Source organism: Pseudomonas sp. PME37.24/006 (genome assembly GCF_055556635.1).
Genome location: NZ_JBVHNL010000002.1, coordinates 338,316 through 359,184 on the forward strand (window position 1 = coordinate 338,316; position 20,869 = coordinate 359,184).

Annotated in this window: 17 protein-coding genes; 4 read left to right on the forward strand and 13 right to left on the reverse strand. The window is 61.2% G+C overall.

Annotation, left to right across the window (positions count from 1 at the left end; all coding sequences use genetic code 11):
- Positions 1-94: 94 nt before the first annotated feature.
- The 6 genes from ACZ3GY_RS07045 to ACZ3GY_RS07070 all read right to left on the reverse strand — a co-directional run bounded on the left by ACZ3GY_RS07045 (position 95) and on the right by ACZ3GY_RS07070 (position 9,239).
- A complete protein-coding gene (locus ACZ3GY_RS07045; RefSeq protein ID WP_465909455.1) occupies positions 95-1,396 on the reverse strand; it encodes a glycosyltransferase in 1,302 nt (433 codons plus the stop codon).
- Positions 1,397-1,403: 7 nt separating this feature from the next.
- Positions 1,404-1,910 (reverse strand): disulfide bond formation protein B, encoded by a 507-nt coding sequence (locus tag ACZ3GY_RS07050; protein WP_465909456.1) that lies wholly within the window; start codon positions 1,908-1,910, stop codon positions 1,404-1,406.
- A gap of 318 nt (positions 1,911-2,228) precedes the next feature.
- Complete coding sequence (locus tag ACZ3GY_RS07055) at positions 2,229-3,623, reverse strand: efflux transporter outer membrane subunit (RefSeq protein WP_465910014.1); 1,395 nt, start codon at positions 3,621-3,623, stop codon at positions 2,229-2,231.
- A gap of 14 nt (positions 3,624-3,637) precedes the next feature.
- Positions 3,638-6,811, reverse strand: coding sequence for an efflux RND transporter permease subunit (locus tag ACZ3GY_RS07060; RefSeq protein WP_465909457.1), 3,174 nt, complete (start codon positions 6,809-6,811; stop codon positions 3,638-3,640).
- A gap of 98 nt (positions 6,812-6,909) precedes the next feature.
- Positions 6,910-8,142 carry a multidrug efflux RND transporter periplasmic adaptor subunit MexE gene (mexE, locus tag ACZ3GY_RS07065; RefSeq protein ID WP_465909458.1) on the reverse strand — a complete coding sequence of 411 codons (1,233 nt, stop codon included), beginning with the start codon at positions 8,140-8,142 and terminating at the stop codon, positions 6,910-6,912.
- A gap of 179 nt (positions 8,143-8,321) precedes the next feature.
- Entirely contained in the window at positions 8,322-9,239 is a 918-nt protein-coding gene (locus ACZ3GY_RS07070; protein WP_463566248.1) for a LysR family transcriptional regulator, read from the reverse strand.
- 240 nt (positions 9,240-9,479) lie between these two features.
- Between ACZ3GY_RS07070 and ACZ3GY_RS07075 the strand changes: the two genes are divergently transcribed.
- A complete protein-coding gene (locus tag ACZ3GY_RS07075) occupies positions 9,480-10,496 on the forward strand; it encodes a zinc-dependent alcohol dehydrogenase family protein (RefSeq protein WP_465909459.1) in 1,017 nt (338 codons plus the stop codon).
- A gap of 125 nt (positions 10,497-10,621) precedes the next feature.
- On the opposite strand, the gene gntR is transcribed toward ACZ3GY_RS07075, so the two are convergent.
- Complete coding sequence (gntR, locus tag ACZ3GY_RS07080; protein ID WP_465909460.1) at positions 10,622-11,647, reverse strand: HTH-type transcriptional regulator GntR; 1,026 nt, start codon at positions 11,645-11,647, stop codon at positions 10,622-10,624.
- Positions 11,648-11,838: 191 nt separating this feature from the next.
- Between gntR and ACZ3GY_RS07085 the strand changes: the two genes are divergently transcribed.
- The 3 genes from ACZ3GY_RS07085 (at position 11,839) to ACZ3GY_RS07095 (ending at position 14,283) form a co-directional block, all read left to right on the forward strand.
- Positions 11,839-12,357: a gluconokinase gene (locus ACZ3GY_RS07085; protein WP_465909461.1), complete on the forward strand. Its 519-nt coding sequence runs from the start codon at positions 11,839-11,841 to the stop codon at positions 12,355-12,357.
- Between the two features lie 155 nt (positions 12,358-12,512).
- Positions 12,513-13,889, forward strand: a complete 1,377-nt coding sequence (locus tag ACZ3GY_RS07090; protein WP_465909462.1) for a GntP family permease — start codon at positions 12,513-12,515, stop codon at positions 13,887-13,889.
- Between the two features lie 142 nt (positions 13,890-14,031).
- A complete protein-coding gene (locus tag ACZ3GY_RS07095; protein WP_465909463.1) occupies positions 14,032-14,283 on the forward strand; it encodes a hypothetical protein in 252 nt (83 codons plus the stop codon).
- 201 nt (positions 14,284-14,484) lie between these two features.
- Here ACZ3GY_RS07095 and ACZ3GY_RS07100 read toward each other — a convergent pair whose 3' ends face one another.
- The 6 genes from ACZ3GY_RS07100 to ACZ3GY_RS07125 all read right to left on the reverse strand — a co-directional run bounded on the left by ACZ3GY_RS07100 (position 14,485) and on the right by ACZ3GY_RS07125 (position 20,682).
- Entirely contained in the window at positions 14,485-15,240 is a 756-nt protein-coding gene (locus ACZ3GY_RS07100) for a DUF3108 domain-containing protein (protein WP_465909464.1), read from the reverse strand.
- Between the two features lie 215 nt (positions 15,241-15,455).
- The gene (locus ACZ3GY_RS07105) at positions 15,456-16,217 is read right to left on the reverse strand and encodes an amino acid ABC transporter ATP-binding protein (RefSeq protein ID WP_225832293.1); all 762 of its coding nucleotides are present in this window, start codon (positions 16,215-16,217) and stop codon (positions 15,456-15,458) included.
- Positions 16,214-17,116 (reverse strand): amino acid ABC transporter permease, encoded by a 903-nt coding sequence (locus ACZ3GY_RS07110; protein ID WP_465909465.1) that lies wholly within the window; start codon positions 17,114-17,116, stop codon positions 16,214-16,216. The genes ACZ3GY_RS07105 and ACZ3GY_RS07110 overlap by 4 nt, the downstream gene beginning before the upstream one ends.
- Positions 17,113-18,009 (reverse strand): ABC transporter substrate-binding protein, encoded by an 897-nt coding sequence (locus ACZ3GY_RS07115; RefSeq protein ID WP_465909466.1) that lies wholly within the window; start codon positions 18,007-18,009, stop codon positions 17,113-17,115. Before ACZ3GY_RS07115 ends, ACZ3GY_RS07110 begins: the two co-directional genes overlap by 4 nt.
- A 3-nt stretch (positions 18,010-18,012) precedes the next feature.
- On the reverse strand, positions 18,013-19,362 hold the full coding sequence (locus tag ACZ3GY_RS07120; RefSeq protein WP_465909467.1) for an LLM class flavin-dependent oxidoreductase: 1,350 nt from the start codon (positions 19,360-19,362) through the stop codon (positions 18,013-18,015).
- Between the two features lie 9 nt (positions 19,363-19,371).
- Entirely contained in the window at positions 19,372-20,682 is a 1,311-nt protein-coding gene (locus tag ACZ3GY_RS07125; RefSeq protein ID WP_465909468.1) for an MmgE/PrpD family protein, read from the reverse strand.
- Positions 20,683-20,869 lie beyond the last annotated feature (187 nt).

The following is a 20,869-nucleotide window of genomic DNA, read 5'->3' on the forward strand; positions in this document are numbered from 1 at the left end:
AACCGGTTACGGTTATTTGCGAAGTCTACTGCAATCATGACGCCATATTTGTGACATCCGTCTGAGGAGCTGCAGGAAACCTGGCAGATTGCCCTCAAATGCTTGCTTTTACCGGTATAGCTGCATTCTTGGCCGCGATCCACTGCGACATGTACTGGGTGCTCTTGTGCTGATGGTGACGCAGCATGGCGCCCACGAAATTGGCCTGACGATGTTGCTCTCGCGTCGCGAACAGCAGATTCAAGCGGGCCACCAACGTTTCGCCGAGTCGCTGGCGATCGAAACGGGCAGCGAGCAGGGCATGGCCTTGTCGCTGCGCGTCGAGCCAGCGAGCTTCGTTCTCATACAGCTGCACCGCAGCATCGGCGATTGCAGTGGCATCAGCAGCGATGCTGCCGGGCCATGGCAGCTCGCCGTGCATGCCTTCGCTGCCGATCAGGGTGGTCACGCTAGGCGTGCCGCAGGCCATGGCGTCGGCCAGTTTGCCTTTGATGCCAGCGCCGAAGCGCAGAGGGGCCAGGCAGATCCGCGCCTGAGCCATCACTCGATGAGCGTCGTCGACCCAGCCGAGTACATGGAAGCCTTGTTTGGGATTGTGCAGTGCAGTGGCCTTGGGTGGCGGGTAGGCGCCGTAAACATGCAGTTGCGCCTGGGGCAGGCGCGCGCGGATCAGCGGCCACAGCGCATGCTTGAGCCACAGCACGGCATCCCAGTTCGGCGCATGGCGAAAGTTGCCGATGCTCAGGAAGTGCTGTCGCTCGGCAAACGGCAGACTCTCGAGCGCAGGCGGAATCAGCATCAGCGCACAGTCATGCAGCAGCGCTGCCGGCACCTTGAACTGTTCCTGCAGCATGCTTATCTCGAATTCGGAAATCATCAGCGTGAGGTCGCAACGGTAGATCGACGCGATTTCGCGCTGCGCCATGTCGCTGTCCGCCATGGCCTCGTACAGAACCTGTGCAGTGGCGTGCACCGGGCCGACCTGCTGCCGCTCGGTTTCGTTCGAACAGGCGTGCTGGCTGGCCTTGAGCAAGGCGTGACGGGCGTCGCGCAAGCAGTGCAGGTCGCTGGTGTCGAGTACCCGCAGGGCCTGTGGCCAGGCGCGCTCGACCCGCCAGGCGAACTGCTCTTCGGTGAAGAATCGGTCGAACAGCACCAGATCCGGCTGCAGCTGAGCAACCAACGCGTCGAAACTGTCGCAGTTCAGGGCAACGGGCACTTCGGCGATCTGCAATTCGCTCAAATCCGCGCGATGCGAAGACAGCGCCGCCGCGCTGGCGAAGGTGACCTGCCAGCCCTGGCCGTGAAACACGCCGAGCAGTTCGAGCATGCGGCTGCCCGCTGCGGACGAACGGGGTTCCGGCCAGACGTAGCCGATGACCAATACCTTGCGCATATCGGGCTCAGCGCTTGCCGCGGATGCTGCGCCACAAGGTGAACAGCACCAGTGCGAACAACACGGCGATGCTTGCCAGGGTCCAGACGGTGAAGGGCAGGCCGAGAATCTTGTAATCGTTCTGCCCGCAGATGCCACCGCTCATGAACACGCCCGGCCAGTATTCGTGTAGCGGCAGGGTCTGGTAATAGAACGGGAAGGGCGAGCAGCTGAAGCTTTCCATGATGCCCAGCTCGATGAGAGTGACGTGGGCGTTATCGATCAGCGCCATGCCACTGGCGGCGAGCAGCAGTGGCCACAGCAGCACCGCCAACCAGGTCTGCCGGGCCGCTGCGGCAGCGCTGAGCAGCAGGGCGATAACAGTGACCAAGACCAGCCACAGACGGATCTGCACACACAGCGTGCAAGGCTCCCAGCCAAAGACGTGCTGCGCGATCAGCGCACCGGCGAGCATGGCGGCGCTGGCCAGAGCGATCACGAGCAGCAGCGGGGCGGGCGTGGTAGAGCGGGACATGAACTTCTCCAACGAGACGGGACGGCCGGGCCACGGCGACAAGCTGCCGTTTGTACCGGAAGGCGGCGTGCGCGGCAATCGAGGATTCCGATGAAAACCATCATTTTCAATGACACATGACCGCGCCGCAGGCTTCCGCTGCTTGGTGACGCCGGGCCACGGGGCTGCTCCTGTAGCCCGGCGTCGAGCGCAGCGATACCCAGGAAGCATGTGCCTGCCCGAATACGAAACCGGCGCCCATAAAAAAGCCCCTCGGTCAGGAGCACGAACCGAGGGGCATCAAGGGCCAGCTGCGCTGGCCAGGGAGGGAAAAGCGATTCAGGACGCTGGCTGCCAACCGCCACCCAGCGCCTTGTAGATGGCGACGATGCCTTGGTACAGCTCGACCTCGGCCTGGGCCTGGCTGTCTTCGGCGGCCAGGCGCTCACGTTCGGCGTCGAGCAACACCAGAAAATCGGCCGTGCCTTCGCGGTACTGCAAGCCGGCCTGAGCCGCAGCACCACGGCTGGCCTCGGACTGACGTACCAATGCAAGCAGACGCTCTTGGCGTTTGGCGTAATCGCTGAAGGCGTTTTCGGACTCTTCCAGAGCCAGCAACACCTGCTGCTCGTAACCCGCCAGTGCGCCATCGGCATCCGCCTCGGCGCCGCGCAGACGGGCACGTACGCTGCCCAGATCGAACGCCGCCCAGGTGATGGTCGGTGCTACGCCCCAGGCGCGTGCCGCCGATGAGCCCAACTGCGAGCCACGGCCCGCAGTGAAACCGAGGAAACCGGACAGGCTGACCCGCGGGAACAGATCAGCCGTGGCTACGCCAATCTGAGCGGTGGCTGCGGCCAGCTCGCGCTCGGCTGCGCGAATATCCGGTCGCCGACGCAGTAACTCACCCGGGTCACCAATAGGCAGTGCCTTTGATATGGCGGGTAGCGGGCGCGCTGCCAGGTCCACACTGAGTTGATCCGTACGCTGACCAAGCAGGGTGGCGATACGGTTGCGAGCCCGCACCTGTTCGGCCTGCAGACGTGGCACTGTGGCCTCGGTGGCCGCCAGACGGGCGTCGGAACGCAGTACGTCCAGCTCGCTGCCCATGCCAACTTCGCGACGTCGCTCGATGATGTCGCGCGACGAGCGCTGGTTGTCCAGATCGTCACGGGCGATACGTTCACGCAGCTGTGCGCCACGCAGCGTGCCGTAGGCATCCACCAGCTCGGCGATCAGGCTGACCTGCAGTTGCTGATAATCGGCCTGGGCGACATCGATCTGCGCTTCGCTGGCTTCTAGCTGCCGCTGAATACGCCCGAACAGGTCGAGTTCCCAGGCCATGTCCAGGCCCAGGTCATAACGCTCGGCATTGATCCGTTCTTCAGTCACCCCAGGTTGCTGGGCCTTGCCGATTTCGCTGCTGGCCCGGGTGGTTACGGTGGGCAAGCGGTCATTGGCGACATCGTCGCGGATCGAGCGGGCAGCACGCAGGCGGGCATAGGCCACGCGCAGTTCGCGGTTATCCTGCTGCGACTGCTGCACCAGCTGGCTCAGGGTCGGATCTTCGAACTGCTGCCACCACTGGGTTTCGAAACGGCTGGTGTCGTAGCCTCCCCCGGCGCTTTGCGCCGAGGTCACGGTGGCGCTGTCCGGCGCCTTGTAATCAGGTCCGACTGCACAGGCAGTCAAGGCAAGCGTCAGGGCACTTAGCAGCAGACTGCGGGGTACCATCTTGGTCAGGGAATTCATGCCTGCACCTCCTGCAGACGGGCTGCCTTGCGGGCTTCGCGTTTTTCCACGAAAGCGCGGATCAGCACATAGAACACTGGCGTCAGCAGCAGGCCGAAGAAGGTCACCCCGAGCATGCCGCTGAACACCGCAACACCCATGGCATGACGCATTTCCGCACCGGCGCCGCTCGACAACACCAGGGGCACCACGCCCATGATGAAGGCGAAGCTGGTCATCAGGATGGGCCGCAAGCGCAAGCGGCAGGCTTCCAGCACCGCGGCTACGCGATCGAGGCCATGCTCCTGTTGCTCCTTGGCGAACTCGACGATGAGGATGGCGTTCTTGCACGCCAATCCCACCAGTACGATCAATCCGATCTGGGTGAAGATGTTGTTGTCACCCCCCGCCAGGATCACCCCGGTGATGGCCGACAGCAGGGTCATTGGTACGATCAGGATGACCGCCAGCGGCAGGCTCCAGCTTTCGTACTGAGCAGCCAGCACCAGGAAGGCCAGCAATACGCAGAGCGGGAACACGAACAGCGCGGTGTTACCGGCGAGGATCTGCTGATAGGTCAGCTCGGTCCACTCGAAGCTCATGCCGTTGGGCAGCTCTTCCTTCAGCAATTTGGCCATCGCCGCTTCGGCCTGGCCGGAGCTGTAGCCGGGCGCCGCCGCACCGTTGATTTCCGCGGTGATGAAGCCGTTGTAGTGCATAACCCGGTCAGGCCCGGCACTGTCGCTAACCTTCACGAAGGTCGACAGCGGGATCATCTCGCCACGGTTGTTGCGCACCTTCAGTTGCCCGATCTGATCGGCTTCCAGGCGGAACTGCTGATCGGCCTGGACGTTGACCTGATAGGTACGACCGAAACGGTTGAAGTCGTTGGCGTACAGCGAGCCCAGATAGACCTGCATGGTGTCGAAGATTTGATCGATGTCCACGCCGTGGGTCTTGGCCTTCTCACGGTCGATGTTGGCCTCCACTTGTGGCACGTTGACCTGATAGCTGGTGAACAACCCGGCCAATTCCGGTACCTGCTGGCTCTTGGCGATGATGTTCTGGGTCTGTTTGTACAGTTCGTCGTAGCCCAGGTTGGCGCGGTCCTGAACTTGCACACGGAAGCCGCCAATGGTGCCAAGGCCCATCACCGGTGGTGGTGGGAAGATGGCGATGTAAGCCTCTTGAATATCGGCGAACTTGCCGTTGAGTTCGGCCGCGATGGCATTGGCGCTCAGCGATGCATCCTTGCGCTCGTCGAAGTCTTTCAGGGTGACGAACACGATGCCGCTGTTAGGGCTGTTGGTGAAGCCGTTGATCGACAAGCCAGGGAACGCCACAGTGTTGGCCACACCGGGGTGCTTGGAGGCGATGTCGGACATGCGTTTGATCACCGCTTCGCTGCGATCCAGGCTGGCAGCATCCGGCAACTGGGCGAAGGCGACCAGGTACTGCTTATCCTGTGGCGGCACGAAGCCGGTCGGCGTGCTGGCAAAGCCCAGGTAGGTCAGGCCCATCAAGCCGGCGTAGACCACCAGAGCGATGCCGCTGCCGCGCAGTACCCGGCGCACGGTACCGACGTAGCCATTGCTGGCACGGTCGAATACCCGGTTGAAGGGGTTGAACAACCAGCGCCCGAACATGCGGTCGAGAACGCGCGAGAAGCGATCCTTCGGCTCGTTATGACCTTTGAGCAGCACGGCAGCCAGGGCCGGCGACAAGGTCAGGGAGTTGAAGGCCGAGATCACCGTGGAGATGGCGATGGTCAGCGCGAACTGCTGATAGAACTGTCCGGTAAGCCCGGAAATGAACGCGGTAGGGATGAACACCGCACACAGCACCAGCGCCGTGGCAACGATGGGCCCGGTGACTTCCTTCATCGCTTGCTTGGTGGCTTCGACCGGCGTCTTGCCGAGGCCGATATTACGCTCGACGTTCTCCACCACCACGATGGCGTCGTCCACCACGATGCCGATGGCCAGCACCAGGCCGAACAGCGAAAGGGCATTGAGCGAGAAGCCGAACATGTGCATCACCGCGAAGGTGCCGATCAGAGACACCGGCACGGCGGCCAGGGGAATGATCGACGCGCGCCAGGTCTGCAGGAACAGGATCACCACCAGTACCACCAGCACGATGGCCTCGAGCAGGGTGTGCACCACCGCCTCGATGGAGCCGCGTACGAAGATGGTCGGGTCGTAGACGATTTCGTAGTCAACGCCCTGAGGGAAACTCTCCTTCAGCTCGGCCATGCGCTCACGCACCGCATCGGAAATGGCGATGGCGTTAGAGCCGGGGCGCTGGAAGACCGGCATGGCAACGGCCGGCTGATTATTGAGCAACGAACGCAGAGCGTACTGCTCTGAGCCCAGTTCGATCCGCGCGATGTCCTTGAGGCGAGTGATCTCACCATTTTCACCGGCACGGATGACGATGTTCTCGAATTCCTCCTCGGTAACTAGACGGCCCTGGGCGTTGATCGACAGCTGGAAGCTGGTGTCACCGGCGCCTGGCGGTGCGCCCAGGGAGCCGGCGGCCACCTGACGGTTCTGCTCGCGGATGGCGTTGACCACGTCGGTGGCGGTCAGCCCGCGAGAGGCGACCTTGTCCGGGTCGAGCCAGACGCGCATCGAGTAGTCACCCAGCCCGAACAAACGCACATCACCGACACCGTCCAGACGCGACAGCTCGTCCTTGATGTTCAGCGCCGCGTAGTTGGACAGGTAGAGCATGTCATAGCTGTTATCCGGCGACGTCAGGTGAACCACCATGGTCATGTCCGGCGAGGCCTTGTCGACCGTCACACCGAGGCGCTGCACCTCGGTGGGTAGGGTCGGCATGGTACGCGTCACGCGGTTTTGCACCTGCACCTGTGCGGTATCCAGATTGGTACCCAAGGCAAAGGTGATGGTCAGCGTCATGCGCCCGTCATTGTTGGCCTGGGAGGACATGTAAAGCATGCCCTCGACACCAACGATGGCCTGCTCCAGCGGCGATGCCACGGTTTCACCGATGACCTTTGGGTTGGCGCCCGGGAAGTTGGCGGTGACCACTACAGTGGGCGGTACCACTTCCGGGTATTCACTGATCGGCAGTTGGAACAGCGAGATGGCGCCGCCGATCAGAATGATCAGCGACAGCACGGCGGCGAAGATCGGCCGCTGGATGAAGAACTGGGAAAAGTTCATCTGAGTGTCCTTGGAATGACGGGCACAGCCCAGCCTGCCCACGCCATCAATGGCGCGAGCAGGATTTCAGGTAAGGGAAAAGCGGGTGAAGCAGGGTGTTACTTGAGGCTGACCTTCAGCGGCTCGTCACTGCGTTCGGCGCGGGCCGAAGCTACCGCTCGGCGCTGACGTTCCAGAGCCGCCAGGGTTTTCTCATCGGCCATCGGCACAGACTGTGGATCCACCGTACTGCCCGGGATCGCCCGTTGCAGGCCATTGACCACGACACGTTCGCCCTTGGCCAGGCCATCACGGACGATGCGCAGACCTTCGAGCTTCGGCCCCAACTGCACGGAGCGGTAGACGACTTTGTTGTCGGTGCCGAGCACCAGCACGAATTTCTTGCCGAGATCGGTACCGACGGCGACATCCTGAATCAAGGTGGCGTCGTAGGTATCGCTGCCGACCAGCTTCAAACGCGCATACAGGCCCGGGGTGAAGCGGCCGTCTGCGTTATCGAACACTGCGCGGCCACGGATGGTGCCAGTACGCGGGTTGACCTGGTTATCGAGGAAGTCCAGCTGGCCCAGATGCGGGTTACCGTCTTCGTTCGACAGCCCCAGATAAACAGGGCTCTTGCCGCGGCTGTCGTGGCCGGACTGGCGGGCCAACTCGGTGTACTTGAGGAAGGCACGTTCGTCAGCGTCGAAGTAGGCATACACCTTGTCGGTGGACACCAGCGAGGTCAGCAGCGACTCGCTGGCGGTCACCAGGTTTCCGGCAGTGACTTCGGCACGGCTGACGCGACCGTCGATAGGCGCGGTCACGCGGGTGAAGCTGAGGTTGAGGCGGGCGTTGTCGAGCTCGGCCTGAATCGAGGCCGCTGCAGCCTGAGCTTCCTGGGCCGCGGTTTTGCGCGCATCAGCCAGTTCGGTGGAGATCGCATTGCCCTCACGCAGACGTTCGCCACGGCGTGATTCACTGACCGTGCGAGCCTGATTGGCACGGGCTTGCTGCAGTTGCGCTTCGAGGCGTTTGACTTCGGCCTGGAAGGGGCGCGGATCAATCTGGAACAGCAGATCACCTTTCTTCACCAGGGCGCCTTCGTTGAAGCTTACCTTGTCGACGAAGCCCGAGACGCGTGGGCGGACTTGCACGGATTCAGGTGCCTCGAGGCGGCCGGTGAATTCATCCCACTCGTTGAGTGGCTGTTCGATGACCTCGGCCACAGTGACTTTCGCCGCAGGCATCTGTTGTTGCGCCACATCCTCACTCTTGCCGCAGGCGGCGAGCACCAGAGTTGCGGCGAGTGCCAGAGGAAAGGGCCAGAGCCGGGTAGTGGGCTGTTCCATGATTACGATCCGCCAAGGTGTTAGTAGTGATGGAGGCGGAGTCTGGTCTCAGCAACATCAAGGAACGAATCGAACGCTCCGAAGATAGATATCACTGTGAATGATGATATTACGATTTGGAATATAAATAGCAAGCTACCTATCTATACTGCATAGATCGCCCGGTATGGCTGAATCTGTTATTCGAGGCTGTCCGGATCACCGAAGAACATCTGGATCCGCGACCGCAGCCAGCGCTCGGCCGGGTCGTTGTCCTGAGCGCCGCGCCAGGCCATGGACATTTCGAACGTGTCGCTCTCGAAGGGTGGGTCTTCGGCGCGCAGCCCGCCAGCAGCGGTGAGGGTAGCAGCGGTGTAGTCGGGGACCACGGCGATCAGGTCGGTGCCTGCCAGCAGGGTGCCCAGGCCATTGAACTGCGGCACGGCGAGCACCACCTTGCGGCTGCGATTCAGGCGCGCCAGTTGCTCATCGACAAAACCATTGAGATCCCCCGCGAAGGACACCATGGCATGCGGGCGAGCGCAGTAGTCGTCCAGGCTCAGCGGTCCGGGCACGACATCGGCACGCAACAGCTTCGGCTTGCTGCGGCGCAGGGTCTTGCGCTTGGCGTTGGCTGGCAGCTCCTCGGTGTAACTGACACCCACCGAGATCTCGCCAGAGGCCAGCAGGTTGGGCATCAGCAGGTAGTTGGCGCGGCGCACCACCAGCACCACGTTGGGCGCCTCGGAGCGCATACGGCGGAGCAGGGCAGGAAGCAGGGCGAACTCGACATCGTCGGAGAGGCCGACGCGAAATACTGCCGTACTGGTGGCCGGGTCGAATTCAGAAGCACGGCTGACCGCCGTCGAGATCGAATCCAGGGCGGGCGAGAGCAGGCCGAAGATTTCCTGGGCGCGGGCCGTGGGCTCCATGCTGCGCCCGGTGCGCACGAACAAAGGGTCGTCGAATAGCGTACGCAGCCGCGACAACGCGGCGCTGATCGCCGGCTGGCCGAGAAACAGTTTCTCTGCCGCGCGGGTCACGCTGCGTTCATGCATGAGTGTTTCGAAAACGATCAGCAGGTTGAGATCGAGACGGCGCAGGTCGTTGCGGTTCATCCAAGTACCAATGTGCGGGCTTGCCAGAGCGGGACGCTAGTGAGAGCCTTGTCCGCCAATAGTACGAGCACTTGAGCGAATTGGGAAAGACACCGGTATCATCGATATATCCACACGTTCTAGTGGCCTATATCACTGTCAGGCATGACGACTATCAATCGGGCCGGGTGGTGTACGTGAAGGTCAGCAGATAAAGTCGATTCCAATGAATAACCAATCCGCGATCAGTTGAGGTTGACGATGTCCCGCATGATCCGTTTCCACAAGTTCGGCGACGCCAGCGTATTGCAGTGCGAAGAAATGCCGACACCTACCCCCGCAGCGGGGGAGGTACTGGTACGCGTCCAGGCCCTTGGGGTTAGCTGGGGTGACGTACTGTGGCGCCAGAACCTGGCGTCGGAAGAAGCCAAATTACCATCAGGTGTCGGCTCAGAATTGGCCGGTATCGTAGAAGCCGTAGGCGAGGGCGTTGATGACCTCGAAGTCGGCGCGCAGGTTGCCGCCTTCCCGGCCAGTACCCCCAATCGCTATCCGACCTGGGGCGACCGCGTGGTCGTGCCGCGTTTTGCACTGACCCGCTTTCCTGACGTGCTCAGCCCGCAGGAAGCCAGCGTGCATTACACCGGCCTGCTGTTCGCCTACTTCGCGATGGTCGACCTGGCCAAGCTCAAGGCGGGTCAGCACGTGCTGATCACGGAGGCCTGCCATTGCCTGGCTCCGCAGTCGGTTCAACTGGCCAAGGCGCTCGGCGCCAATGTCATCGTATCGACCAGCGTGCCGGACAGCCGTGAGTTCCTGCGTGAACTAGGCGCTGACAAGATCATCTTCACCGAAGAGCAGGATCTGGTTCTCGAGGTCGAACGTTACACAGAAGGCAAGGGCGCCGAAGTGATCCTCGACCATTGCGCTGGTCAGCAGCTCAAACTGCTCGGTGATGTTGCGGCCACCCGGGGCAAGCTGATTCTGTACGGGCTCAACGGCGGTAACGATGCCGCATTCCCGGCCTGCGCCGCGTTTAAGAAACACCTGCAGTTCTTCCGTCACTGCGTGCTGGATTTCACTGGGCACTCGGAGCTGGGGATCGAACAGGATTGCGCAGCAGTGCAGCGGGCGCTCGATCACATCAACAAGCTCACCGCGGAAGGTGTGCTCAAGCCGCGTATCGACAAGACCTTCCCGTTCGAGGAGTTCGTCGAAGCACATCGCTACATGGAAGCCTGCCCGGATCGTGGCCGCGTCGCACTGACGCTGGAATGATCCAACTCTGAATGAAAGAAGCCCGGCATCTGACCGGGCTTTTTTCTGGGGCGACACATCCCTGTGTCAGGCCTGAAGCATGTCGCAAATCGATTGCGGTTTGATGACGGAAGCCGGGGGATCCACTAACTGCTTTCACGCACCCGCAGTTCGAAGCCGAGGTCGACGCTTGACGCGGCAGGGCGGCCATCGAGCATTTTCAGCAGCAGATTGGCGGCTTCGCGGCCGACTTCGGTGCGCGGCGTGTGAATCGACGACAGCCTTGGCACCGTATGGGCGGACGCTGGCAAGTCGTTGAAACCGACCAGCGCCACACGCCCGGGAACCGCGATACCACAACGCTGCGCTTCGAACAGTGCGCCCTGAGCAAGGTCGTCATTGCAGAAGAAGATGCCGTCGATATCCGGGTGGCGTTGCATCAGCTCACGAAACAGCTGGCCACCCAAGCCGATGGATGAGGGCAGGGGGTGCAGCAGCTCTAGCGCCGGGTCATACACACCGGCGGCCTGCAGCGTGCGTCGAAACCCCTCACCACGCTGCATCACCCGCGGGTCTAACTGAGCTGCGACATAAGCGAGCCGTTTGCGCCCCTGCTGCAGCAGATGTTGCGCTACAGCTTCACCGGCTGCCTGCTGAGAAAATCCGACGCTAGCGATACCGGGTGCACTGCTCAATTCCATCATGTGCACGCAGGGTATGCGACTGGCACTCAGCAGGTGTCGCGTGCCCTCGGTGCGGTCGAAACCGGTCAGCAGCATGCCCATCGGCCGATACGGCAGATAGTTGCGCACCAGCCGTTCTTCCTCATCCCGGCAGTAGTGGTAATCGCCAATCAGAACCTCGATACCACGTGGGCGCATCACTTCGTGAATCGCATCCAGTGGCTCGATGAACAACTGGTTGGACAGGGAGGGGATCAACACCACGACCGACGTGCTACGCGCCGACGCCAGGGTGCGCGCGGCAGGGTTCGCCACGTAGCCCAGTTCATCGGCCGCCTTGCGCACGCGTTCAGCGAGATCAGCCCCGACTGTCGCAACACCACGCAATGCACGTGATGCGGTGATAGTGGAAACCCCTGCGCGTTCGGCGACTTCTGCCAGCGTGGGCATACCAAGGGTACGGGAGTTGCTGGGCGTCGGAGATTTCATTGCAAGGGCTTGTCATCGGCAGTAATTGGCGTTTAAGGTAGCGCTGTCTCGGTGGCTTGGCAATCATGTGGATTGCTCATATGGCCCGGAGCAGCAGTACCTGGCGAATAACATTTACAACATTCGAAGCCGCCGTCTTGCAGATATTTACGATCTTCAAAGATAGCGCTGTCTTCCGCTGGAGTTGAGATATGCATAACCCAATAACCGCCTTGGTAGTCATGGGCGTATCCGGCTGTGGCAAGAGTTGCGTCGGAGAATCGATCGCCGAAAAGGTCGGCGGTTACCTGATTGAAGGTGACCAATTTCACCCTCCCGCGAACATCGAGAAGATGAGCGCCGGCACGCCTCTTACCGATGAGGATCGTGCTGACTGGCTGACTCGCCTGGGCCAGGAATTGGCCAGCGCACTCGAAACCCATGATCGGCCATTGCTGGCCTGTTCCGCACTCAAGCGCCAATACCGTGATCGGTTGCGCGAGGCAGTGCCCGGGCTAGGCTTTGTCTTTCTCGAGCTGTCCCGCGAAGAAGCTGCCAAACGTGTGGGCGACCGTCCCGGTCATTTCATGCCTGCCAGCCTTATCGACAGCCAGTTCGCCACACTCGAATCGCCTCGCGGCGAGCATGCAACGCTGACCCTTGATGCCACGCAAGCCATCGATACGCTCGGCCAGAAGGCCGCTGACTGGTGGTGCGCGTCCGATCGATAACACCTGCTGATAACGCAACAACCCAGTTTCTCCCATAACAAAGACAAGTGGAGACGATATGAAAACCATCCATCACGCTCACCGTTACCTGTCCCTGAAAGATGATCACGCTCGGCCTTGCCGAATGGCAGCAGTTGTAGAGGAGGGCGCTCATCATGAATGAGGTAGCCACTACCCTCGGCGCTGGAGCGCTTCTATCCATCGCAGCAGGCGCCGTACTTCTGCTGCTGTTGATGATCATCCGTTTTCGTCTGCATGCCTTCGTCGCGCTGGTGCTGGTCAGTATCATCACCGCGCTGGCTACGCAGATCCCCTACGATAAAGTCGTCCCAGCCCTATTAAGTGGGTTCGGCAGTACCTTGGCAGCCGTAGCGTTACTGGTTGGTCTGGGTGCGATGATTGGCCGATTGCTTGAAGTCACTGGTGGCGCTCAGGTGCTTGCGGACACGCTGATCAATAAATTCGGTGAGCAGCGTGCGCCATTTGCCTTGGGCGTCGCCTCGCTGCTGTTCGGCTTCCCGATTTTCTTTGATGCCGGATTGGTCGTGATGCTGCCGATCATTTTCAGCGTGGCCAAACGTTTCGGCGGCTCCACGCTGACCTACGCATTGCCTGCAGCCGGTGCCTTTGCGGCCATGCATGCCCTGGTGCCACCGCACCCTGGCCCCGTTGCAGCGTCAGAGTTGCTGGGTGCCAATATTGGCTTGCTGGTTCTCGTAGGCGGGTTGATCGCGTTGCCAACCTGGTATTTCGGCAGTTATCTGTTCGGCTTGTGGGCAGGCAAACGCTTTGACCTGAAGCTGCCGGCTAGCTTCCTGACGGAGGTCGAGCGCGACAACAGTGTGGCACCGCCGTCGTTCGCGCTGGTGATGACCATTCTGCTGATGCCGCTCGTGCTGATCTTCCTCGATACCGGGCTTAACACCCTTAGCGTGGTGGGTGCGGTCGATGGCAGCAGTGACTGGGTACAGTTCCTGCGCATGATCGGCAAAACGCCAGTAGCACTGCTGATAACGGTGATTTTTGCTCTGATCGCCTTCAGCGGTCGTCATGGGCGCAAGCACCTGGAAAAAATCTGTGAAGGCGCGCTTGCACCAATCTGCTCGATCATCCTTGTAACAGGTGCAGGCGGCATGTTCGGTGGCGTATTGCGTGCCAGCGGCATCGGTGATGCTCTGGCGGCAACGCTCTCGGATACAGGGATGCCCGTTATCGTTGCGGCATTTGTGATCTCTGCGGCGCTGCGTGTGGCCCAAGGCTCAGCCACAGTAGCACTGACCACGGCGGCGGCGCTGATGGCTCCCACGGTTGCGGCAACTCCAGGACTGAGCGAGTTCGATCTGTGTTTTATCGTCGTCGCTATTGCCGGTGGTGCAACGGTTCTTTCTCACGTCAATGATTCGGGCTTCTGGCTGGTCAGCCGTTTCTTGGAAATGGACGAGAAAACCACCCTAAAGACCTGGACAGTGATGGAGACCTTGCTGGGCAGCATTGCCTTCCTGCTGGCCTTGATCGGTAGTCTTATCCTCTAAACGCTCCTGCAAACAAGGCTTTCACTGCGTGTCGCAAAAGGCGCAGCGAAAGCCTTGGTCATTTGCGCTAGACGTATCCGTTCAATCACCTACAGTGAAATGAGAGAAATAGGCGGCTTAAATCTTTCAGAGTGTTTTCACCATGACGACTCTTACCAGCAAAAAGCTGGCATTCACTCACACCAGCAGAAGCGGCTCACGCAACGTGCAGCTCGAATTCATCTGGGCAACTGAACTGGGCGGCGTCGCACAAGCAGTCATCGCCACATTCCAGGACGACAACGGAAAACCACTCAAGCAATTCACCATATCAGGACCATTCAGTGAATCTGGCAGCGCACGCAAAGCGGTGATCGCTAAAGCGAATGCTTGGTTTGATCATGATCGGGAGTGAACCTGCACAAACCGCTAGATAGCTTATAGCTTACCCGTGAGCGGCAGCTTTAGTTCGCATAATGTATATTATGTTAAATTACGTGTCAGAATATCTGAAGCCGTCGGAAGCCGTCGGCTTTAGTTCGGGCGCTGAGATGGGAACGATCCAGGTTTTCTGCGCCATGCGAGTGCAATAGTTGAGCGCCCACGCTGACGTGGATTACGGCGAGGTGCTGGTGATCTTGACCATTTCGTTGGTCACGTCCGGTAATCCGCCTTGGGCAGGAACGAAGGTTTTCAGGAGGCGGCCGCCATAAGGCCCCTCGGACGCGAACCAGCTCTCGATGACGGCCAGATGTCTTCCATCCTTGCTGGATGCGGACCCCGAGGAAATCTCATTGGTGAACTTGCAGGTATCGAAGGTACCCAGCGGTGTCGTGATCGTCTCTCGACCGATGTAGGTGTGCTTCTCCGTGATCTCGGACTCTACGCCCGGGCCGGCCGTGACGGTTTTACTGAGATAGCTGACCGTAACGCTTTGCCCCGGTTGAAGATCGATCGGAACGGCCGGTGGCGGGATGTTGTAGGTAGTGACCAGTGAAGCACCGCTGCCGTGTTGGTTGCCATATCGGATGATCTTGCCATCCACGAGGTCAACGAAGACGTAACCCGTGAAGGCCGGGGCGTTATTGATCAGCGTCGTTTGTGCTTGAACCAGCGGATTGGCATCTGCGAAGGACTGACGGCCCAGGGTTTCGGTTTTGTTGTGACCCAACACGTCGGGCGCGTTGCTGATCCGAGCCTGCGTTTCGACCACACTGCCCTGTCGGAAGTCTGACTCGGCAATGCAGGCGCCCGATGACGCATCACTTGCAGCCGATGAACCCGCGAATGCCCCGCTCCACGCCACTACTATCACAGCCGTAACGCGCGTCGTTCGCTTGAGAGAACGACGTTGCGAACTGATTTCACCCATGAAGCGCCTCTTGTCTGGCAGCAATGAACGCCCTTCGCCTGGCACTCGCTGCGCGAATCACTCGGCTGCGTCAGGATAAAGACAAACCATGGAAATTATCAGCAGCTCTAAAAGGGCTCAATAGCACAGATGTGCTGCACGACTGCCCTCTCCGCCCACCACGCCGAATAGCCGGATCGATGAGCCGGAGAGGATTTTCAACAGTCGCCCCGGCTTCACAACACGCTGGCCAAAAACTCGCGCAGGCGCGGATGCTGCGGATTGTCGAGCAGCGTACGGGCGTCACCGCCCTCCACCACTCTGCCGTTGTCCATGAACACGATATTGTCCGCCACTTCCCGGGCAAAACCGATTTCATGGGTCACCACCACCATGGTGATGCCCGAGTGCGCCAGTTGCTTCATCGCCTGCAGCACCTCGCCGACCAGTTCGGGGTCGAGGGCAGAAGTCGGTTCGTCAAACAGCATCACGTCGGGCTGCATGGCCAGCGCGCGGGCGATTGCCACACGCTGCTGCTGCCCGCCGGACAGCTCGCGCGGCCAGGCTTGCGCACGATGCGCCAGGCCCACCTGTTCGAGCAGTTGCATGGCCCGCGCTTCCACCTCTGCACGCTTCTGACGAAGGATGCGCATCGGTGCATCGACGATGTTCTGCAACACGGTGCGATGCGGGAACAGGTTGAACTGCTGGAACACCATGCCGATACGCTGGCGCTGCTGGGCCACGACCTTTTCCGGCAGCTCGTACAGGGCCTGGCCCTTGCGCTGGTAGCCGATCAGGGTCTCGCCGACATGGATGGTCCCGCCGTCGAGCTTTTCCAGGTGGTTGATGCAGCGCAGCAGGGTCGACTTGCCGGAACCGGACGGCCCGAGAATCACCGTCACCGAGCCGGCGGCGATGTCCAGATCGATACCGTGCAGCACGGTGTTGCCGGAGAACTGCTTGTGCACGCCACGCAGGCGGATGGACTCACTCATGCTTCGGACTCCTGCGTGCCCTTGTTGCGGCGCAACCAACTGCTGCGTGCCGGGCCATTGCCGCGGCTGAACCACACTTCCACGTAATGCTGCAGCACCGATAGCACCGAGGTCATCACCAGATACCAGGCGGTGGCCACCAGCAGCAGCGGAATCACTTCATAGGTGCGCTGATAGATGATCTGCGCCGAATAGAGCACGTCCTGCAGCGCGATCACCGACACCACCGCGGTGGTTTTCAGCTGGCCGATCACCTCGTTGCCCGCTGGCGGGAGAATGGTTCGCATGGCCTGTGGCAGCACCGTCTGGCGGAATATCTGCCCTGGGCGATAGCCGAGCGCCTTGGCGGCTTCGAGCTGGCCCTGGCCGACGCTCTGGATGCCAGCCCGGATGATCTCTGCCGCATAGGCGGACTGGTGAATGACAAGTGCCAGAACCGCCGCGCTGAACGGGCTGATGACCTCGTTGGTGGCAGCGCTCCACACCTCGCCAACGAACGGCAGGCTCAGCGACAGCTGCGGATAGAGCGCGGCGACGTTGTACCAGAGGAACAGCTGCACCAGCATCGGCACGGCCCGGAAGAACCAGGTGTAGCCCCAGCTGACACTGACCAGCACCGGGTTGGAAGACAGCCGCATCAAGGCCAGCAGCGTGCCGCCGGCGAAGCCGAAAACCACCGAGATGGCCGTCAGCTCGATGGTCATCAGCACGCCGTTGAGGATCGATTCCTCCGTCAGGTTCTGTGCCACTACGTCCCATTCGAAACGTGGGTTGTTGACCATCGAAGTAGCCACTAGCGATAGCAACAGCAAGACGATCAAGGCGCTGAACCAGCGCCCCCAGTGACGGTGTTTGACGATGCGCAGCCCGGCGATGTCGTCGTCAGGCCGTGGGCTCATTTGATGTTTTCTTCGTTGAGGCCAGCGGACTCGACCGCACCGAAGCCGATTTCCCACTTGTCGAGAATCTGCTGGTAGGTGCCGTCCTTGATCAGCGAATTGACCGCTGCCTGGATCGGTTTACCCAGCGGAGAGTCCTTGGCCAGGGCGATGGAAACGATGGTGTCCTCGATGGTGATCTCGCCCGCCAGCTTCAGCGCCTTCACCTGGCTGGCCTGGTAGCGCAGGCCTTCGTAGGGGCCGAAGAACATCGGCACGCGGCCACTGATCACCGCCTGCACGCCAGCCGGACGATCCGGGAAGATCGGCACGTTGATGGCAGGCTTGCCATCGGCCACGCAGGCTTCGCTGGCTTGCTGCAGACGGGTCACCTGGGAGGTGCCGGCACCGGCACCGACAGTCTGCCCGCACAGTTCCGGGAAGGTATTGAACGGCCCATTGGTGGCGTCGCTACGGCCGATCAACGCCAGCTTGGAGGCGTTGTAGTAACCGACGAAATCCACCTGTTCGAGACGCTTGGCATTGGCGTCGATATTGGAAATCGCTGCATCGTAACGCCCGGACTTCAGGCCCGGAATGATGTTGTCGAAACCACCGGTATCGCGCAGCTCCAGCTTCACGCCAAGGCGATCGGCAACGGCGCTGATGATGTCGATTTCACGCCCGGCCAGGGTCTTGTTGTCGGCCTGGTAGAAGGTCGTCGGCGGCGTGTTCGGGTTGGTGCCGGCGATGATGCTGCCACGCTTCTTGATCGCTTCCGGCAGGCTGTCGTGCAGCGCAGCATCGGCCTCGGGTTTGGCGGTGGCGTTGAAGGGTACGCCCTTGTCGGCGGCGAAGGCGCCGGAAAGTGGCAGCAGTGCGAAGGCAGCAGCGGTCAGTGCAAGGCGTTTCATGGGTTATTCCTTCTCGGTTGCTAGCGGGGCAACGGCGGCAAAATTTTCGTCAACGGAGGGCAGGCCGAGGTTTTCACGCAGCGTGCTGTATAGGTATTCGCTGCGGAACAGGCCGCGGCGTTGCAATTCGGGAATCACCAGCTCGACGAACAGTTCCAGTTGGTCAGGCAGCACGGCCGGCATGATGTTGAAACCATCGGCACCGCCCTGCTCCAGCCAGAGCTGGAAGTCATCGGCGATATCTTCCGCAGTACCAACCACCACACGGTGGCCGCGCGAGCCAGCAGCCACCGCAGCCAGTTGGCGCAGGGTTAGGTTTTCCCGGGCGGCCAGCTCGGTGAGCAGCTTGACGCGGCTCTGGCTGCCTTCGGTCGCGGGAATCTCCGGCACCGGGCCATCGAGCGGATACGCCGTCATGTCCACGCCAAAACGGGCGGACAGCTGCTCGATACCGTTGTCGATATCCACCAGTTCATTGAGCTGGTTCCAGACTTCCTGCGCCTGTTCGCGGGTACGCCCGACAATCGGCATCACCCCCGGCAGAATCAGCAGGTGGTCGGCATTGCGACCGGCGTCACGCACGAACTGTTTCTGGCTTTTGTAGAACGCCTGGCCTTCTTCCAGCGAAGACGCCGCGGTGAACACCACCTCGGCGGTTTGCGCCGCCAGTTGCTGCCCGGCAGGAGAAGAGCCCGCTTCGATGATCACCGGACGACCCTGGGGAGAGCGCGCGATGTTCAGCGGGCCCTGCACCTGGAAGTGCTTGCCCTTGTGGTTGGCCGCGTGAATCTTGCTTTCGTCGGAGTAACGGCCAGTGTCCTTCTCACGGACGATGGCACCCTCCTCCCAGCCATCCCACAGCTTGAAGGCCACATCGAGGAACTCGCGGGCCATTTCATAGCGGTCGGCGTGGGACGGCAGGTCTTCACGGCTGAAGTTGCGCGCAGCGTCAAGGGAGAACGAAGTGACTACGTTCCAGGCGCCACGCCCGTGGCTGATGTGGTCCACCGAGCAGAGCGCGCGCGCCAGGTGGAACGGCTCATCGAAGGTTGTGGAGGCAGTGGCGGCCAGGCCGATGTGCTTGGTTTGCACGGCCAGCGCAGACAGCAGGGTCAGCGGCTCAAGGCGCGACATGGTGGACGGCAGACGATGCACACTGGTAGCCAGCGCATCGCCGACGAAGAACATGTCGAACTTGCCCGCTTCCGCGGTCTTGGCGATCCAGGTGAACCACTCGACATCGGTGGGCGAACCTTTCGCGCCCTCAGCACGCCAGCCACCCACGTGGTGCCCCAGCGCCTGCACGAACAGACCAAGGCGTAGCTGACGGGGCGACGTTTGTTGCACGGACATAACCAATCCTTATTGAAAGCCAACGAGTGAGATCAGGCGATGCAGCGCGGCATCGTCTGCAAGGCGTAGATCCTGACTGATTGCGACTACTCGCTCATCAGGCAGCGATTGAAGATTCTTGTGCAGTTTCGCCTGCACGTCGGTGGGCAGTGCAGCGGTCTCCTTGCGCGTCACGCAATGGCTGTGGGAAGACCCATCGGCCATGAACAGGGTGACCCGGTGAAAGCGCAGGTCGGGGTCGAGCTCGTCCGCCGGCGCATTCAGATCCGGCACGCGGCGCACCCGTGCAGCCAGTGCGGCAATGGTCGGGTCGACCGGTGCCTCGCCGTAGCGCTCGAGGGATACCGCACCGTTGATCAGCGCATCGGCGATCACGTATTCCAGGCTGAAGCGCGCTTCCACACCATTGACCGGCGCGATGATGTTCGGCGCGGTATCGGCCCCCGGCGGAAAGCTCACCTCAATGTGCCGCACAGCATCCAGCTCAGCATCGAGCCGCTCGCGCAGTACGAACGCCGCCTCGGCAGCACTGTGCGTACCGCCGCAGGTGGGGTAACGCTTGAACTCCAGCCCCGGCGCGATGATCCGCCACGGCTCGCCCCAGCCCGCCAGCAGGTCAGCCGGCTGGGCGACGCCGAAACCGAGCGTGGCGAGAAATGCCTCCAGCACCCCTTGGCGCTGAGCCGCGAACCCGCTACGGGACAGCTCGATGCTGTTGACTGCACTGCGCGCCGCGTATCCAGCATGCAACGCCTTGGCAGCAGAGCCGAACTGGGCGCGCAGGCCCGAAGCCTGGGTAGCGGCAAGGCCAATGGCAACTTCGGTCTGCTCCAGGGTCAGGCGCAGCAGGCGGCTGGCAGCACCGACGGCGGCAATCACCCCCAGGGTCGCAGTACTGTGCAAGCCGGCCGCGTAGTGACGGGTGCCGATGGCCTTGCCCAAGCGGCCGGCCAGTTCCACGCCGACCACATAGGCATCGAGAAAGTCGTCAGCCGCCTGGCCCGGATAACGTCCGCTCAACGCCAACAGCGTGGAGAGCACCACCGTGGTGGGATGCCCACGAAACGTCGCATGGTAGTCGTCGAAATCCAGCGCATGGCTCATGTAACCCAGCTGCAGCGCCTGGTTCTCCGTACTGCCCGCCGCGGGGAATACGTCGCGAACAGGCACCAGCCCGGAATCGGCAAGCAGACCAAGCTGCACTGGCAGCAGGCACGCGAAGTAATCCATCAGCCCTTCACGGGCATGCTGACGTTCACGTTCACCTGGATGGATGTCGAAAAGCGCCTTGGCCAACTGGCCGCTAAGGGAAATGTTCAAAAGGCACCTTTAAAAGTAAGGCTTTGACCTACATCAAGAATTTTTTACCATCGGGCATTTTCCTTGGCCAGCAAAAGCCCCGCAAATATCCAAGAGCTATTTGCTTAGTTCCAAAAGAAATAAGAAAGCGTGCCCTGAATACCGCAACACACTCCGTAGCCGGGTACCCGGGACGGCTCCCAGAGCT

What these genes read in the sequence shown, in the direction of transcription:
- ACZ3GY_RS07085 (WP_465909461.1), top strand. Translation starts at nt 11,839, where the DNA reads ATGCATAACCCAATAACCGCCTTGGTAGTCATGGGCGTATCCGGCTGT.
- mexE (WP_465909458.1), bottom strand. Translation starts at nt 8,142, where the DNA reads ATGGAACAGCCCACTACCCGGCTCTGGCCCTTTCCTCTGGCACTCGCC.
- ACZ3GY_RS07105 (WP_225832293.1), bottom strand. Translation starts at nt 16,217, where the DNA reads ATGAGTGAGTCCATCCGCCTGCGTGGCGTGCACAAGCAGTTCTCCGGC.
- ACZ3GY_RS07070 (WP_463566248.1), bottom strand. Translation starts at nt 9,239, where the DNA reads ATGAACCGCAACGACCTGCGCCGTCTCGATCTCAACCTGCTGATCGTT.
- ACZ3GY_RS07115 (WP_465909466.1), bottom strand. Translation starts at nt 18,009, where the DNA reads ATGAAACGCCTTGCACTGACCGCTGCTGCCTTCGCACTGCTGCCACTT.
- ACZ3GY_RS07100 (WP_465909464.1), bottom strand. Translation starts at nt 15,240, where the DNA reads ATGGGTGAAATCAGTTCGCAACGTCGTTCTCTCAAGCGAACGACGCGC.
- ACZ3GY_RS07120 (WP_465909467.1), bottom strand. Translation starts at nt 19,362, where the DNA reads ATGTCCGTGCAACAAACGTCGCCCCGTCAGCTACGCCTTGGTCTGTTC.
- ACZ3GY_RS07055 (WP_465910014.1), bottom strand. Translation starts at nt 3,623, where the DNA reads ATGGTACCCCGCAGTCTGCTGCTAAGTGCCCTGACGCTTGCCTTGACT.
- ACZ3GY_RS07050 (WP_465909456.1), bottom strand. Translation starts at nt 1,910, where the DNA reads ATGTCCCGCTCTACCACGCCCGCCCCGCTGCTGCTCGTGATCGCTCTG.
- ACZ3GY_RS07110 (WP_465909465.1), bottom strand. Translation starts at nt 17,116, where the DNA reads ATGAGCCCACGGCCTGACGACGACATCGCCGGGCTGCGCATCGTCAAA.
- ACZ3GY_RS07095 (WP_465909463.1), top strand. Translation starts at nt 14,032, where the DNA reads ATGACGACTCTTACCAGCAAAAAGCTGGCATTCACTCACACCAGCAGA.
- ACZ3GY_RS07090 (WP_465909462.1), top strand. Translation starts at nt 12,513, where the DNA reads ATGAATGAGGTAGCCACTACCCTCGGCGCTGGAGCGCTTCTATCCATC.
- ACZ3GY_RS07060 (WP_465909457.1), bottom strand. Translation starts at nt 6,811, where the DNA reads ATGAACTTTTCCCAGTTCTTCATCCAGCGGCCGATCTTCGCCGCCGTG.
- gntR (WP_465909460.1), bottom strand. Translation starts at nt 11,647, where the DNA reads ATGAAATCTCCGACGCCCAGCAACTCCCGTACCCTTGGTATGCCCACG.
- ACZ3GY_RS07075 (WP_465909459.1), top strand. Translation starts at nt 9,480, where the DNA reads ATGTCCCGCATGATCCGTTTCCACAAGTTCGGCGACGCCAGCGTATTG.
- ACZ3GY_RS07045 (WP_465909455.1), bottom strand. Translation starts at nt 1,396, where the DNA reads ATGCGCAAGGTATTGGTCATCGGCTACGTCTGGCCGGAACCCCGTTCG.